This is a genomic window from Xenorhabdus littoralis, assembly GCF_033949345.1.
Taxonomy (GTDB): domain Bacteria; phylum Pseudomonadota; class Gammaproteobacteria; order Enterobacterales; family Enterobacteriaceae; genus Xenorhabdus; species Xenorhabdus littoralis.
In genome coordinates this window covers 17,555-32,610 of sequence record NZ_VCDP01000056.1, presented here as the reverse complement: position 1 = coordinate 32,610, position 15,056 = coordinate 17,555, and the positions used below count along the sequence as shown (strand labels likewise).

The window sequence follows — 15,056 nt, the reverse complement described above, 5'->3', positions numbered from 1 at the left end:
ATTTTTTGAAATCACAGTTCGCTAACGAAGTTAAGGTGATGACATGCCTGCATTAAAACTTATCGGTATTCTTGCCATTTTCCTTAATCTATTTTTTGGCAGTTCTCTGGTTTGGGGGAATAACTTACCGCAATCAATAAATGACTATTTCAGGCAGATTCATCACACAGCAGGCCATAAAGTTTCTGTAGAAATCAAAACGCCTGAACAACAATGGCCAATCTGTGAGTTTCCTGAGATACAACCATCACTTGGCAACAAAAATTGGGGCAATATCTCCATTCCCGTGACTTGTGGTCAGCAGCGCCGTTTTATTCAGGTTTATGTCAACGTCATCGGTCCATATTTGGTTTCCAAGCGAGCCATTAATCGCAATACGGTACTGACAGAAAAAGACTTTCAAGTCAAAAACGGCTCTTTAGATAAACTGCCCAACGATATAATCCGTAACAGAAAGGCCATACAAAATGGTATTGCTATCCGCAGCATACCTGCCGGACAATCCATCACACGCAATATGATCCGGCGTCCGTGGGCAATTAAAGCCGGACAAAATGTGGTCGTCACCGTAGATGGACACCATTTTCAGGTGCGTTATGAAGGAAAAGCGATTAACAACGCCGCAAGTTTTGATAATATTCGTGTCCGCCTGAATTCCGGACAGGTTATTACGGGTGAAGCTCAAGAAAATGGCAGTGTAAAAATGATGTTATAAATGGCTAAAGTTTTATTTCTTCAAGCCGATATAACCAACAGACCATGATTTACAGGCATGCCAGCGGTATATCGCCTGCTACCTAAGACAAATAAATAATGCCTGATTAAAGGATTACGATTATGAGTATTGAACGCACTCAACCTCTACTGGCTATGGCTGCTTTACAGCAACGCAATGCCAATGAAGGTGCTCAGAGCACTCGCAGGACTGTGGCCGTCGCAGAAAAAAGCGCCGATACACAGGTCAAGCTGAGCGAAGCGCAGAAAAAGCTCGTTCAGCCAAGCAGTCAGGATATTAATATCCAGAAAGTACAACAATTGAAAGAAGCCATTGCAAAGGGAACACTGGCAATGGACAGCGGTAAAATTGCCGATGCCCTGTTCAGAGAAGCCCTTGAAAACATGGAATATGATAAATAAACCATCGAATTCATAAAGAGTCATAAATGGAAGAACTTCAACTCTTGCTTGAACAGCAAAGCGCATACTTAAACTCGCTTTCGCAAACTATGGCAGAAGAACAGCGCATATTGAGCGAAGGCTTTATTGAAGCGAATCATTTACATCGGGTGACGGAACAAAAAACATTTTTGCTTTCAGCACTTGGTCACGCTGAACGAAAGCGTCAGCAATTAAGTGTCACGCTGAGAATAAAGCCCCCTTACACCACTCATGAAAGACTGGCTGTATTATGGGAGCAAATTAACCAGACGGTTGAACGTATCCGTAATTTAAATGCGCATAATGGATTTCTGCTGAATCAGCATGTGGAGTTGAACAGTAAAGCCATTGCTTTTCTGAAGAGTCATCACAGCCCTTCTCTTTATGGTGCAGATGGTCAAGCCCGACGTAATTCAGCACTGTCTGGCCACAAAATCAGTGTCTGATTTTTAGCAATACTGCTTTAAGCAGTAATATGTACAGACCTCTTGGTTTATCAGTGACATATAAGGGGTCTGTTTTAGCTGTTATCTATTTTAGATACCTATTCGAATGGCACGACTTTATCACTCATAACTCATTGTGAATGTCGCTGTCGCATTGGCAATTCCTGTCTTCATGTTATTACCATACCGATAGTAACGTGCTTTTAAAGGAATGTTTACAGTCCCCCCCATACCTGTTGTTGCATAGTGTATTTTTTTATCAAGGTGAATGGGTGCATTAGTTCTGCCATCTAAAATTTGAACACCAACATCCTTAGCCCTATCCTTAGAACCACTTCTAAGATTGATAATACCCTGTGTTGCATTATAAGCCCCCCGCTCAGTTGCCTGTAAGGTCATATAAACCTTAGCCTTGGGTTCACAAGTCAAAGGTATATTAAATCCTGTTTCGGCGGCCGTTGAACCCACCTTAGGTAATTGCGCTGTCGTTATCCGACCTAATGTTACGGGAATGGTACTGTTATTAACGGAACAAGATGGTGCATTAATCGTTATCATACCTGTGGTAAACGGAAACTCTTGATTCACATAAGGTTTTTCAGACTCGGGCAGAGCAACAACAGCTGCGGCAACTGGCTGTGAATAACGACCTGGCTTTATCGGACCAATTTTGTAAAACGTAAGCCTGAGTCCGACACTCAGATTTTTTCTGCCATCAGGCGCTATCTTCGCGCCATAAAGTACCTTGGCATTCGTGCCCAAAAGATAGTCTTCTGCTGTTGTTACAAACTGTTCCCGGTCCCAGTCATCCAAACCGGCAACTACATATCCAAGACCACTATCACCCAGTTTAAAAATTTTTCGGCGGAGGGAAGTTAGCCCTGAATCGACCCCATAAGCTTTTATACCGACAATCATATCCGTGGTTCCTGTCGGCATATTTGTACAGGTTATCGCCATGTCAGCCCGAGTCTGGGAATCTAAGCTACGGAATATTTCCCCCTCAGACATATGTTGCGGAATAGACACTTCGACAGTCGACAGTATTCCATTGCCCCCGGCACAATAGGCATAAACTTCACCGGAAATAAAAAGCACCGGGGCCAGCAATAACCACGGATAAACGAATATTTTCATCAGGCATTCCTTATATTGAATCTATAATTTATTATTGAATTGCCATTCTTAACGCAGAAAGAGGATAATTTCTCTTCATCACTGACAATCTGCCTTCATCGAAATCACCGCAGCTTTACTTTTTGGCAAAATAAAACGCGCTTTACACTGATAAAACTGACCATGACCCCATTGAACAGACAACTGCCCCTGCTCCGGTACGCCACCGAAAAAAACTTCACCGCCATTGCCAACAATGCTCTGATTTGCGCTAAGAGGGCGGAGTTTATTTTCTTCATTCACTTTATTTTCTTCATGCACAGTGGCCATTGCGCCAAAAGGAATCGGTTTACCTCGTTCAGTCAGCGTGAACAGGACCCGGTGGCCGACCCATGTTCGGAAATCAGCCACTACCATAGCTCCCTGTGTCGGAATAACAGTCTGGATATTAGACTCAATTTCCACTCCATCCCCAAAAGAGTCCGGTGACAGAGCGATACGGTTACGGTGATAAGGACTGACATAGGGCAATACTGCATGGCCCCGCCCATCTGTTTCAACACCGTTATAGCCGTTAATCTTAACGCCGGCAGCACCGGGTGTTTTGACCAAGACAATCGTCTCACCCAATGATTGGGATAACGTCACGCCATGACGATGAGCAACCATCCCCCCTCTGAGGCCGTAATTAATCTGCTTCGAGCTATCGTTGTAGTTATACCCACCGGACAGCTCACCATAACGGGCTTTATAGTTGAGATTAATATTACCATTGGCACTCTGACCGTTATTACCGTAACGCTGTTGCAGAGAATAACCCAGAACACCGCCATCCAGAGCCGTACCACTCAGTCCAATTGATTGGTTGATATCGCCCCGACGGCTATGATTGATACTATAAGTAGCCCAACTGCTCCGCAGCCAGCGGTCGAGCGGAATTTGTACATTGAATGCCAGTTGTTTGTCGGCTGTTGAGTTATTTGAACTCATATTCTGGGTGTAATTCAGGGTATAATTGACATCGGCATAATTCACACTATATCCGACATTCAAACGACGGGCTGGGCTGCTGTTCCCCCAGTTATTCTGCCAGTCACCGGAAAAATAGACACTACCATAATCCGACAGATTCTGACTCAGAGTGAGCTGAAATTTATGTTTACGTTGAGATAACCGCTTGTCATATTCAGCCCGATGATTAGCGTCCGGAAAATCATAAAAGTGAGGTGAAGAGTAATAGTAACTGGCCAGAGACAAGTTAGTCCTGGTCTGCTCGAAGTCTTTGGTATATTGCGTCCGGTAAAGCCAACCCTGTTGTTGACCTTCAGCAATAATATCAGCCTGTGATTGGGTGATATCAAAAGACAAAGAACCCCAATGACCAAAGCTATGTCCCACACCAATGGCATAAGCCTGATAGTTCGGAGACAGTAACGTACCACCATACACAGTTGTAGCATGTGGCAGACCATAATAAACTTCGCTCTGTATAAAAACCGGACGGCGGGTATGTTTGTGCGAAGTGCGGTATTCTCCCGCTGTCAGGCTGTATTTGAATCGTCCTTCTCTCAGCATGACGGGCGCTGATGAAAAGGATTGAACAAAATGTCGCTCACGACCATCCGCTTCCCGAATAATCACATCCAAATCGCCACCAGAAGAGGCCGGATAAAGATCATCAATGACGAAAGCGCCGGGTGGAACATAAGCCTGATAAATCATGTATCCGTTCTGACGAATAGTGATTTGAGCATTACTTTCTGCTATTCCCCGCACCACGGGGGCGAATCCCCGCTGGCTGTCCGGCAGCATATTATCATCAGACATCAGAGTAGTACCACGGAAAGCAAATCCGCTAAACAGTTCTCCCCGTGTATTGGTTTCACCAATCACCAATTGGCTTTTCAGCAGATGAATATCGCGTTGCAGATATGTATTAAGATTTTCCCAACGTGGCTCACTGCCATTGTCTCGGTGGTAAGTCGAATAATTCCGTAAGCGCCAGGCGTCCCAGTTTAATCCACTACGCAGATTCAGATAGAAACTCTTGGTATTAGGGCCGCTTTTACTCCGGGTTTCAGCACCACTAAGATCGTAATTCATCCATAGCGCGGGGTCACCCTGCTGCCAAAGTGATGAATCAATCGATTCAGCCATCATCGCCGCCTGCGGAAGACTAATAAGCAGCGTTTGTTGACCAAACTGTAACGTGGTATTGGCATAAGGAATGCTATCAGCCAAGTCGGTGATCGACGTCTTTGAGTTCAAACCGGAAAAAGCAGCTACATTCACTCCCCAGTCAGCCAGTTGTTGAACCGATAAGACGGGTTGCAGTTTCTTGTTGGCTCCCAACACAAACTGGACATCTTGATCACCTTTATCCTGACCATTGACACGGATATCAACATGGTAGATCCCCGGCGCACTTCCGCCTTTTTCCGCAAAATAACTCAAATCAGGCAACGGCGCGGACGGGTCATGAATTTCCAATGCATCAAGGTCAAAATAGTCACTGGAATACGCAAATACAGGTAGAAATCCGAGCAGCAGCAACCTTAACCGGCCACGGATAGTGAAAGCAATCAAACGCATATTATCTTTTGACTTATAGATGATTACCAAGATGATAATGTCTGAGACTGTGGCTCAGTTGTGCCGCCAAAATCATTGATGACTCGCCAAGTTACGGTATTGCCGGAACCAGCGGGTAAAGGCCATTGCCAGCTACTAAACGGGGCTACCATACCGGTTTCTGGCACGGATTGCCCCCCGACCGTAATGTCATAGAAAGAGACATAAAAAGGGGTTGGATTCTGCACTATCAGTTGCCCGCCCTGTCGGGAAAAAGTCAGTTGATGATAAGCATTACCTGCTTGTTCTTCTGTCAACCCAACCGGCCGATAAAAAAGTTTTATCCGATTTTTCACCGATATCAGCAGACGATTTGCATTGTTCTTTTCCACAGCAGGAATAGCTTTAACGTTCAGCCAGAAGACAGATTCACGATCCCGTGGCAAAGCATCATCCGTCAGAATAATTCGTAGACGGTTTTCTTGCTCGCCATCCAGACGGAATAAGGGGGGTGTGACTAAAAATGGCGCTTTACGATCAGAGGGTTCTGTCGTTGGTGTAAATATATCTACCCAAGACTGAATAAGGTAAATCTCTTCCTTGCTATCGTTGATTACGGTAACAGTCTCTTCACGTTGAGAGGCGTCATAGATTACCCGGGTACTACTGAGTGCTACCCCAGCATGGGCGGGAATGGAAATAACAGGCAGGGACAGTAGTAATCCGATCAAAAAACGTTTTAACATAACAATATCCCTATACAACTTGGAAGTAAGGGACATCCCACCAAATAAGGTGGGAATATCACAGGTGCAATAAAAAAACAGTAAACGAAAGTGTAAGAAATTAGTTGTAATGTAGTGTAAAGGTCGTAGAAGCCTTCACTATACCTACTGTAGCCACGCCTTTAGACACATACTTAGCCTTAAAATTAAATTTAGCCTTATCCGAACTTACATTCATAGGTGTACTAAAACCATCATGGGTAATTTGACTATTATCAGCAGAATTATAAATACCAATACCAACATTCTTCGCATTATCTTTACTACTTGCAACTTCCAGCAAATCATCCGTTCTTAACCCGTCGAACTTCACCTTAACGGTCTTAGCACCCACTAGCCCGCAGTTTGTCAGATTAATCTCAAAGGGTTTATCGCCCGCAGTTTTACCTTTCGATGACAAAGAGGCTACAGCTACATCCTCCAACTTGACCTCTGATGCTGATGGTCCGGCACTACACGTTCCGCTAACAACCCTGCCCATAAAGTTAATTGTGCCATCATGAGCAAATGCAGACGCCGCCATAGAGCCAGAAATAACTATTGCGATAAATAATTTTAATAACTTCATTTTTGTATTCCCTTAATTACGTATATTACGCATATCAAACTTCTCTCAGCCGAAATAAAAATACCTATTTTCAGTGAAGAAAATTCAATAAATCCCAATAATTGATGATTGTGTTTTAACAACAGATTCAGAATGTCTTTCTTAATAAATAGTAACGATCTTTGCCAAAGCTCAAGACAACAGGCGAGTCAGTAGCACAAACGCCTGAGCAAAGTTCATCCCTCGAAAGCAGCATGAATTTGACCAAAGAAGGGCGCAATTTTTATCCGCACAATCTATTTTTGCAATTCCCTAAATACCCGATCGAGAACGCCGATCTTAACTCGCTATCTCATCCATATATACCCAACAAACGTGCAGACGCATGAAAAAACATCACTTATCGCATTGCTTTTTTTTAATAAAAACCTTCAATTTCAACACGGTATCTTGAAGTAAAATGAGTATATATAAATGGTGTGCTAATTGATGAAATATTTGAGCCAGCGTTATCCATCTGTGGTTTCCATACCCCGATGACATTGAGCATGTTTGATTAATGCCACTAGTATCAATACATCCTAATTAAAAATTTCACATTAGTAAGCCGGGAAAAGATACACCAACTAAATTCTTTAGGAAAATTGTTATTAGCGATCAATTAATACAATTTGATAGTTTATACCTATTAATATTAAACGTTCGATCAATGGGTGAAATATCACAACAATTAATCAATTAATCAATTAATCAGTTATTAAGATGAAACCGCTTTGTTTCCGGTAAATTTTTATTTTTTATTTATAACCACAATATCAGTTAAAATCTGGCAATACACCTTACTTAAATCAAATTAATTCAATATTTTTAATACGATAACTTTTTACAAAAAAATGACTTAACACTTTAAAAGAAAATAATTTCTTATGAATTATTTATAAAAAAAAATCATATAACACATTTTACTATCTTTTCCCAAGTAAAAATATCGCCTATTTATTCGGCATCTTCAGGAAGTGTGTATCCTATATCGCAAAAATCCACGTTATTCACTCCTACTTTCAATATTCCGAAATTATTTTATTTTTCCTATGAGATGAACCGGGTCTGACTATTCCAATAATCTTAACCCTATAAATAAGATTCTATGATAATCGTACAGTTAGCTCATGAAGATCCCTTACTCCTTGCTGCGCGAAGAGTAAGGAAATGTTCTAACAATTTTAATGCTTATTTATAGACCCTTGGCATTCACAGGCATGATATTGATATATTTTAAAATCCACTTTCCGGAATATAAAAGATATTAAATATCCGTTATTCAATATTTGGACCAAAACGAAAATACAATTAGCATCTCAAACAATAAATCCAGCCTGATGGCCCCGGGTTAGGTCACGAACGTTATTTAAACCAGTTTTAGTCTAAATATATTCTCTCTTCTGGTAACAACGAGTTAGCCATATCCAGATGACTATTTCTCACTAATCCATGGATTTCATGCGCCAGCTCAGTAACATCAGTGATCTTAATAATCCAGTGATTAACATAGTTCTCTACCGCTTTATTGCGCAAGCCAATTTGTATTGTTCTCTGTTCCAGTTTATTCAGCGCAATATCCCGTTCCGGATCCCATTGGATTACGATATCGCTGGCCTGAACTTTTTCTTTCCATGCTTCCTTTGAATCGAAAAAGTTAGGATCAAAGTGACTGATTACACCTTGCTGAATAATTTCTTTAAATCCTTCATGGGTTAGATCAATGGCCAGGATTCGCTTCTGCCCTTCATCCTTCTTTGCCCAACCAGAGCGGTACATCATCCATAGAAAAGAAGGTTTAATCCATGTCATACGGGACATACTGAAAGGAGGAGAAACAAAGGTGCCATTTTTGATAACACTGTCAGCAATAGAATCGGAATAAGCCTGATATACTCTGATATATTCGTCAGTGTAATTTGCTTTAATTGAGTTATTTTTATATGAAAACATATTATCCTTGTTTATTATACGAGATAGATAAATTCCATAATATTTGTGTAAAATTAAGATAATTTACACGACGAGATATAATGTATATCAGAGATATTATAAATAAAAGGCAATCTTGGGATAATTAAAATGCTTTTTGAGTTGGTTCCAGAAGAAATGAGGCAAAAATTACTTTGGCAAGGTTCCGAGGATTAATTTACCGTAAGATAATAAGATGATCGCTTCGGCGATCATCTTATATACATTATTTTACCTCGCTCCACCAATAGTCGCCGTCATTCTGATTTGGCGATTGTCAGTGATTTCAAGGTTGGACAACACAACCAAACGAGGCAATACACGACGCAGGAAACGAGACAATAACGGACGCAGGGCATGGTTAACCAACAGCACTGGTGGCGCTCCCAACATTTCCTGACGCTCCAATGCTTCTGCTGCCTGACGTTCGAGGCTTTCCGCCAGACCCGGTTCCAGTCCTCCGCCATTTTGCAATGCCTGAAGCAGCAATCTTTCCAAGCCCGCATCCAAACCAATAACGTTGATCTCATCCGCTCCCGGGAACCATTGTTGGGCAATTGCCCTGCCAAGTGCGATTCGGATCATGGCTGTTAATTCATACGGATCTTTTTGCACTGGTGCATGCTCTGCCAATGTTTCAATGATGGAACGCATATCGCGGATTGGTACTTGCTCTGCCAGCAAGTTTTGCAGGACTTTATGCAAAGTCGTCAAGCTAACGACATCAGGAATGAAATCTTCCGTCAGTTTCGGCATTTCCTGACTGACCCGCTCAAATAATTGCTGTGCTTCTTGTCTCCCGAACAGTTCACTGGAATGTTGGGACAGTAAGTGGTTAAGGTGAGTTGCAACAACGGTGCTGGCTGCGACGACGGTATAACCCTGTACTTGCGCTTGTTCTCTCAGGCTGTCATCAATCCAGACCGCAGCCAGACCAAAGGCCGGATCGGTTGTCAAGTCACCTTGCAGCTCACCCACAGCCCCACCCGGGTTGATCGCCAGCCAGCGTCCCGGATGTGCTTCACCACGACCAATTTCCACACCTTTCATCATAATGCGATAACTGGCTGGTGCCAGTTCAAGGTTGTCACGAATATGCACAACCGGCGGCAGATATCCCAATTCTTGCGCGAATTTTTTGCGTATTCCACTAATACGACCAAGCAATTCACCATTCTGACGAAAATCTACCATCGGGATTAAACGATAGCCAACTTCCATTCCCAGCGGATCTTCCAATTGCACATCAGACCATGAAGCTTCTGCGGTTTGTTGTTGTTCTTCTACCGCTTTCATCTCTTCATGTTGAGCCATCAATGGGTTTTTATCTTTACGCAGCAGGAAATAACCAATACCCGCCAAAGCGGCGGTAAACAGTAAAAAGACGAAGTTAGGCATTCCCGGCACCAAGCCGAGCAGCCCAAGTACGCCAGCACTCAACATAAGCACTTTAGGATTATTGAAAAGCTGGGTCACCATTTGCTGACCCACATCTTCATCCGTCGCGACACGGGTTACGATAACACCCGCCGCCGTGGAGATGATCAGCGCTGGTAACTGAGCAACCAATCCATCACCGATCGTCAGCAGGGTGTAGACTTCGGCCGCATCTCCCAACGTCAGACCATGTTGTGCAACACCGACAATCAAACCACCGATGATATTAATCACCAATATCATCAATCCGGCAATGGCATCACCGCGCACGAATTTACTCGCACCATCCATTGAACCGTAGAAATCAGCTTCCTGTGTCACTTCAGCACGACGTTTTTTAGCTTCATCTTCGCCGATCAATCCGGCGTTCAGATCAGCATCGATTGCCATCTGTTTGCCCGGCATTCCATCCAGCACAAAGCGCGCACCCACTTCAGCGATACGCCCCGCACCTTTGGTAATCACCATAAAGTTAATCAGGATCAGGATAACGAAAACGACGATACCAATCGCAAAATTACCACCGACAAGGAAGTGACCAAACGCTTCCACGACCTGACCCGCCGCCGCCGAACCAGTATGACCTTCCATCAGGATAATTCGTGTAGATGCAACGTTCAGTGATAGTCTCAGTAAGGTGGAAAACAGCAGAATTGTCGGAAATGCAGCAAAATCCAGCGTCCGACGGGTGAACATTGCCACCAGCAAGACCATGATGGAAAGCGCGATGTTGAATGTAAATAGCAGATCAAGCAGAAATGGTGGCAACGGCAGTACCATCATTGACAAGATCATGAGGATCAAAACAGGTCCCGCAAGCATTTGCCATTCGGAACCCTTCATGTTTCCCGGTAAACGACTCACCGTTAAACGTAGTAATGAGGCCAGATTAGCCATGACGATTATTTTCTCCAGCAAAATCCAGTGCTGGCGGCACTGGCAGATTTTCAGGTTTTTTCGGTTTCAGGCCACCTTCCTGTTTCCAACGTTTCAATTGGTAAACCCAGGCTAGCACTTCTGCAACGGCAGCATAGAGCGCCGCAGGAATAAAACCTCCCACTTCAGCATGGCGAAACAACGCTCTTGCCAAAGGTGGAGCTTCCAGTAACGGAATACGGTTTTCCGCACCAATTTCTTTGATGCGCAAGGCGATGAGTCCCGCCCCTTTTGCCAATACTCTGGGGGCACTCATTTTTTTACTGTCATATTGCAAGGCAACAGCATAATGGGTCGGGTTGGTGACAATAACATCCGCCTTCGGCACATCTGCCATCATGCGCTTACGCGCCGCCGCCCGCTGTTGTTGACGTATTCTTGCCTTTACATGTGGGTCCCCTTCTTGCTCCTTAAATTCGTCCTTGATTTCCTGACGGGTCATTCTCAATTTTTTCAGGTGGCTGCGGATTTGATAAAGCACGTCGAAAGCCACCATCGGTATCAACATAAATAAGACGATATAGCAGGCAAAAATCAGCATCATCATCGCATCACTCAACGCTATCAGAAGTGGTTGAGCAGTCAGGTTGAGCATGGCAGGCCAATTCAGCCAGATAAACAGGGCTGCGCCACCTCCCACCAATGATGCTTTCAAGATGGCTTTGAAAAGTTCCGCCAGCGCATTCATGGAAAAGATTTTTTTCAGGCCAGAAATTGGATTCAGCTTGGTCAAATCAAATTTGATGGATTTTGAGCTGAATATCAGTCCACCCATCAAGGCCGGGGCGCTCAGTGCAATCAATACTAATCCGACAAAAACCGGCAACAATGCCCAGACAGCCTGTTTCAGCAATCGGCCGACCTGTTGCAGCATCTGTTTATCGTTACTGACCATGTTGTGGTCGAAATTGAATCCTTCAAATACCATCAGCGAAAGTTCATGGGTAATCGACTGTCCACTCATCCAGAGCAAACTTACCCCTCCCGCTAGCATCAGGATTGAGGTGAGTTCCTTGGAGCGCGCAATCTGCCCGTCTTTACGGGCTTTTTCCCGTTTATGGGGCGTGGGTTCTTCGGTTTTTTCGAGATCACTATCTTCAGCCACGACTTTCCTTGGTGAGCATTAATTATTGCATGCAGAAAATTTGCCTTTGGAAAGAACAAATAAAATTGTGCTAAGCATGACAAAAGCCCAGAAATTCAATGGCGGGAACACTGCGAAATTTGCGAGGGTATTTGGGTAATTATAAGAGTGCCGGAGGTTGGGTAGCTCCGGCAGTGGGATTGGTATTTCACCCGACACTGCATTTGATTGCGGCTGCCCCATTGCACTTTCAGCTCTCCTGTTGACGTCTGAACACGGGCAAACCATTGCCCTGCCTGACCGATATGACCTACCAGTCGCCCCTTTCTGCCGTGTGGTCCTTAAATCCACACCATCACTGGCTCCTTTGGGATCGATGATGATGTCATTCATCTGATACGGATTCAGGTTAGGCACTATCGCATAACCCTGCGAATCAATGAGGTGATTCTAAATTTACCTGCAAGTCATTATCTTCATTTACTTCTGAAAAAAAAGTTTCAGTTGAACCCTAACGTAACAGTGACTTAATTTCTCCCTGACGCTGCGCCATTATCTAATGTCGCACAAATTAAAGAGTAAATTCAGTAAGTTATACGGTTTTCATCTTTCAATCTACTGAAAGCGCAAAAAAAAAGAGATGACATTTCAAGCCATCTCTTTTTTCATTTTCTCACTCAACTAATATAAATCTTAGTCTATCTTCACCACCGGTTTAATATCAATACTATCCGCGTTAACATCACTAATATGGTCTTTCGTCAATCGATAAACAATCGGACTAAGCAACGCTATCGCTATCAAGTTAGGGATTGCCATCATTGCGTTGAGGGTATCCGCCAGTAACCAGACAAAAGTCAGTGATTGAGTGGCACCAATCGGCAATGCGATAATCCAGGCGATACGGAAAGGCACTATGGCTTTTGGTCCCAGTAGATACTGAATACATTTCTCACCGTAGAAACTCCAGCCCAAAATGGTTGTGAAGGCGAAAATAGCCAAGGCAATAGCAACGATATAGTTACCACCCGGGATTACGGATGAGAACGAAGCTGCGGTCAATGTCGCCCCTGTCTGGCCTGTCAGCCAGACACCGGTAATGACAATAGTTAAGCCCGTGACAGAACAGACAATGATTGTATCAATAAAGGTGCCTAACATAGCAATCAAACCCTGACGGATCGGGTTTTGTGTTTTTGCTGTCGCATGGGCAATAGGTGCGCTTCCCATACCCGCTTCGTTAGAGAATACGCCACGTGCAATACCAAAACGGATCGCCGCCCAGACGGCTGCACCAGCAAATCCTCCCTGTGCCGCTACAGGCGTGAAAGCAGATTTGATGATTAAAACAAACGCATCAGGAATGGCAGTGACATTGAGTGCCAGAACAACGACACCCGCACCAAAGTAGCCTACAGTCATCACAGGTACTAATTTACCTGCAACATCAGAAATACGTTTAATACCGCCAATCAACACAGCACCGACCAAAATAACCAGAATTCCAGCTGTTATCACTTTTTCAATGCCAAAGTTACTTTCCAATACTTCAGCGACTGAGTTGGCTTGTACAGTATTGCCAATGCCAAAGCCTGCAATACTACCGAAGAAAGCAAAAAGGGTTCCCAGCCAAATCCATTTTTTGCCCAGTCCATTTTTGATGTAATACATCGGGCCGCCAACGTAATTACCATTTTTGTCGGTTTCACGGAAACGCACCGCCAGCACTGCTTCTGAATATTTAGTAGCCATGCCCACCAATGCAGTCATCCACATCCAGAACAATGCCCCCGGCCCACCCATCACAATGGCTGTCGCGACACCTGCAATATTTCCTGTTCCGATTGTCGCTGACAGTGCGGTCATTAATGCATTAAAAGGTGAAATCTGGCCTTCACCTCGTTGTTCATTCTTTTGGAAGAGTAATTTGAATCCAGTGCCCAATTTCCGGATCGGTAAAAAGGACAGACGAATCTGCATGAAGATGCCAATGCCCAAAAGACCGATTAGCATGGGGACTCCCCATACTACTCCGTTTATTGTACCTAACCATTGTGTAATCAGTTCCATATACACCCTCAGCAGTTAACGTAACAAGTTAGTAACAAAATCATTTCAATTAAATAAAGAGCATTTTGAGAAAATAAGCGAGGACTAATTGAGCATTACTAGCCAGAAAAAATTGATACTGTGAGTTGGGTCACTCACGCCGACAATTTTTTATCGATCTTATTGATCACCATTCCTTTTACATCACTTATTTTGATATAAATCATATTCACTAAATCTTTATCATTACTTTTTACAAATTAAAGGTTTTTTATATCGAATAAATGAGTATTATTTAGTTTATAAATAGTTTCCAAAGTAATTAAAGGGCTATCAGTGGCAAGAGTCGGTTATATCAGAGTGTCAACAAATGACCAAAATAGTGATTTACAAAGAAATGCGTTGACCGGAATCAGCTGTGAATTGATTTTTGAAGATAAAATCAGTGGAAAAACGGCTAATCGTCCGGGATTGAAACGCGCTTTAAAACACCTCAAATCGGGCGATACACTGGTGGTCTGGAAATTGGATCGGCTGGGACGTAGTGTGAAGAATCTGGTTACGCTGATTTCAGAATTACACGAGCGTAGCATTCATTTTCAAAGTATGACCGACAGTATTGATACCAGTACGGCAATGGGACGGTTTTTCTTTCATGTCATGAGTGCGCTGGCAGAGATGGAAAGAGAACTGATTGTGGAAAGAACCAATGCAGGTCTGGCCGCAGCGCGGGAACAAGGGCGTATTGGTGGGCGGCCAGTGAGATTTACCGAGGAAGATAGACAACAAGCTGCCAGACTGCTGAATAACGGACATAGCCGGAAACAGTTATCGATTATTTACAATGTGTCGTTGTCTACGATTTATAAATATTTACCGGCAGGGACAGTGGCTGATTTACCATTCCACGATTAATA

General features: G+C 43.5%; 13 protein-coding genes. 4 read left to right on the top strand and 9 right to left on the bottom strand.

The window, feature by feature from the left end; genetic code table 11:
- Positions 1 to 43: 43 nt before the first annotated feature.
- From flgA to FE394_RS13915, 3 genes are all read left to right on the top strand, one after another.
- Positions 44 to 715 (top strand): flagellar basal body P-ring formation chaperone FlgA, encoded by a 672-nt coding sequence (gene flgA / locus FE394_RS13925; protein WP_319926966.1) that lies wholly within the window; start codon positions 44 to 46, stop codon positions 713 to 715.
- Positions 716 to 837: 122 nt separating this feature from the next.
- The gene (gene flgM, locus FE394_RS13920) at positions 838 to 1,137 is read left to right on the top strand and encodes a flagellar biosynthesis anti-sigma factor FlgM (protein WP_041982661.1); all 300 of its coding nucleotides are present in this window, start codon (positions 838 to 840) and stop codon (positions 1,135 to 1,137) included.
- A gap of 26 nt (positions 1,138 to 1,163) precedes the next feature.
- Entirely contained in the window at positions 1,164 to 1,604 is a 441-nt protein-coding gene (locus tag FE394_RS13915; RefSeq protein WP_319926965.1) for a flagella synthesis protein FlgN, read from the top strand.
- Positions 1,605 to 1,724: 120 nt separating this feature from the next.
- On the opposite strand, the gene FE394_RS13910 is transcribed toward FE394_RS13915, so the two are convergent.
- The 9 genes from FE394_RS13910 to FE394_RS13870 form a co-directional block, all read right to left on the bottom strand.
- A complete protein-coding gene (locus FE394_RS13910; protein WP_319926964.1) occupies positions 1,725 to 2,741 on the bottom strand; it encodes a fimbrial protein in 1,017 nt (338 codons plus the stop codon).
- 78 nt (positions 2,742 to 2,819) lie between these two features.
- Positions 2,820 to 5,312, bottom strand: coding sequence for a fimbria/pilus outer membrane usher protein (locus FE394_RS13905; RefSeq protein WP_319926963.1), 2,493 nt, complete (start codon positions 5,310 to 5,312; stop codon positions 2,820 to 2,822).
- Between the two features lie 23 nt (positions 5,313 to 5,335).
- Positions 5,336 to 6,037 (bottom strand): fimbrial biogenesis chaperone, encoded by a 702-nt coding sequence (locus FE394_RS13900; protein ID WP_319926962.1) that lies wholly within the window; start codon positions 6,035 to 6,037, stop codon positions 5,336 to 5,338.
- Positions 6,038 to 6,137: 100 nt separating this feature from the next.
- The gene (locus FE394_RS13895) at positions 6,138 to 6,644 is read right to left on the bottom strand and encodes a fimbrial protein (RefSeq protein ID WP_319926961.1); all 507 of its coding nucleotides are present in this window, start codon (positions 6,642 to 6,644) and stop codon (positions 6,138 to 6,140) included.
- Between the two features lie 1,398 nt (positions 6,645 to 8,042).
- Entirely contained in the window at positions 8,043 to 8,615 is a 573-nt protein-coding gene (locus FE394_RS13890; RefSeq protein ID WP_319926960.1) for a DUF4291 domain-containing protein, read from the bottom strand.
- 249 nt (positions 8,616 to 8,864) lie between these two features.
- The gene (gene flhA / locus FE394_RS13885; protein WP_319926959.1) at positions 8,865 to 10,967 is read right to left on the bottom strand and encodes a flagellar biosynthesis protein FlhA; all 2,103 of its coding nucleotides are present in this window, start codon (positions 10,965 to 10,967) and stop codon (positions 8,865 to 8,867) included.
- Entirely contained in the window at positions 10,960 to 12,111 is a 1,152-nt protein-coding gene (gene flhB / locus FE394_RS13880; protein ID WP_319926958.1) for a flagellar biosynthesis protein FlhB, read from the bottom strand. The genes flhA and flhB overlap by 8 nt, the downstream gene beginning before the upstream one ends.
- Before the next feature lie 95 nt (positions 12,112 to 12,206).
- A complete protein-coding gene (locus tag FE394_RS13875; RefSeq protein WP_319927001.1) occupies positions 12,207 to 12,395 on the bottom strand; it encodes a FimD/PapC C-terminal domain-containing protein in 189 nt (62 codons plus the stop codon).
- Between the two features lie 388 nt (positions 12,396 to 12,783).
- Positions 12,784 to 14,160 carry an alanine/glycine:cation symporter family protein gene (locus FE394_RS13870; protein ID WP_319926957.1) on the bottom strand — a complete coding sequence of 459 codons (1,377 nt, stop codon included), beginning with the start codon at positions 14,158 to 14,160 and terminating at the stop codon, positions 12,784 to 12,786.
- A 315-nt stretch (positions 14,161 to 14,475) separates the two neighbouring features.
- On the opposite strand from FE394_RS13870, the gene FE394_RS13865 reads away from it, so the two are divergent.
- Positions 14,476 to 15,054 (top strand): recombinase family protein, encoded by a 579-nt coding sequence (locus FE394_RS13865; protein WP_319926956.1) that lies wholly within the window; start codon positions 14,476 to 14,478, stop codon positions 15,052 to 15,054.
- Positions 15,055 to 15,056 lie beyond the last annotated feature (2 nt).

Coding starts and splice junctions, on each gene's coding strand:
- flgA (WP_319926966.1), top strand. CDS start 44: ATGCCTGCATTAAAACTTATCGGTATTCTTGCCATTTTCCTTAATCTA.
- flgM (WP_041982661.1), top strand. CDS start 838: ATGAGTATTGAACGCACTCAACCTCTACTGGCTATGGCTGCTTTACAG.
- FE394_RS13915 (WP_319926965.1), top strand. CDS start 1,164: ATGGAAGAACTTCAACTCTTGCTTGAACAGCAAAGCGCATACTTAAAC.
- FE394_RS13910 (WP_319926964.1), bottom strand. CDS start 2,741: ATGAAAATATTCGTTTATCCGTGGTTATTGCTGGCCCCGGTGCTTTTT.
- FE394_RS13905 (WP_319926963.1), bottom strand. CDS start 5,312: ATGCGTTTGATTGCTTTCACTATCCGTGGCCGGTTAAGGTTGCTGCTG.
- FE394_RS13900 (WP_319926962.1), bottom strand. CDS start 6,037: ATGTTAAAACGTTTTTTGATCGGATTACTACTGTCCCTGCCTGTTATT.
- FE394_RS13895 (WP_319926961.1), bottom strand. CDS start 6,644: ATGAAGTTATTAAAATTATTTATCGCAATAGTTATTTCTGGCTCTATG.
- FE394_RS13890 (WP_319926960.1), bottom strand. CDS start 8,615: ATGTTTTCATATAAAAATAACTCAATTAAAGCAAATTACACTGACGAA.
- flhA (WP_319926959.1), bottom strand. CDS start 10,967: ATGGCTAATCTGGCCTCATTACTACGTTTAACGGTGAGTCGTTTACCG.
- FE394_RS13870 (WP_319926957.1), bottom strand. CDS start 14,160: ATGGAACTGATTACACAATGGTTAGGTACAATAAACGGAGTAGTATGG.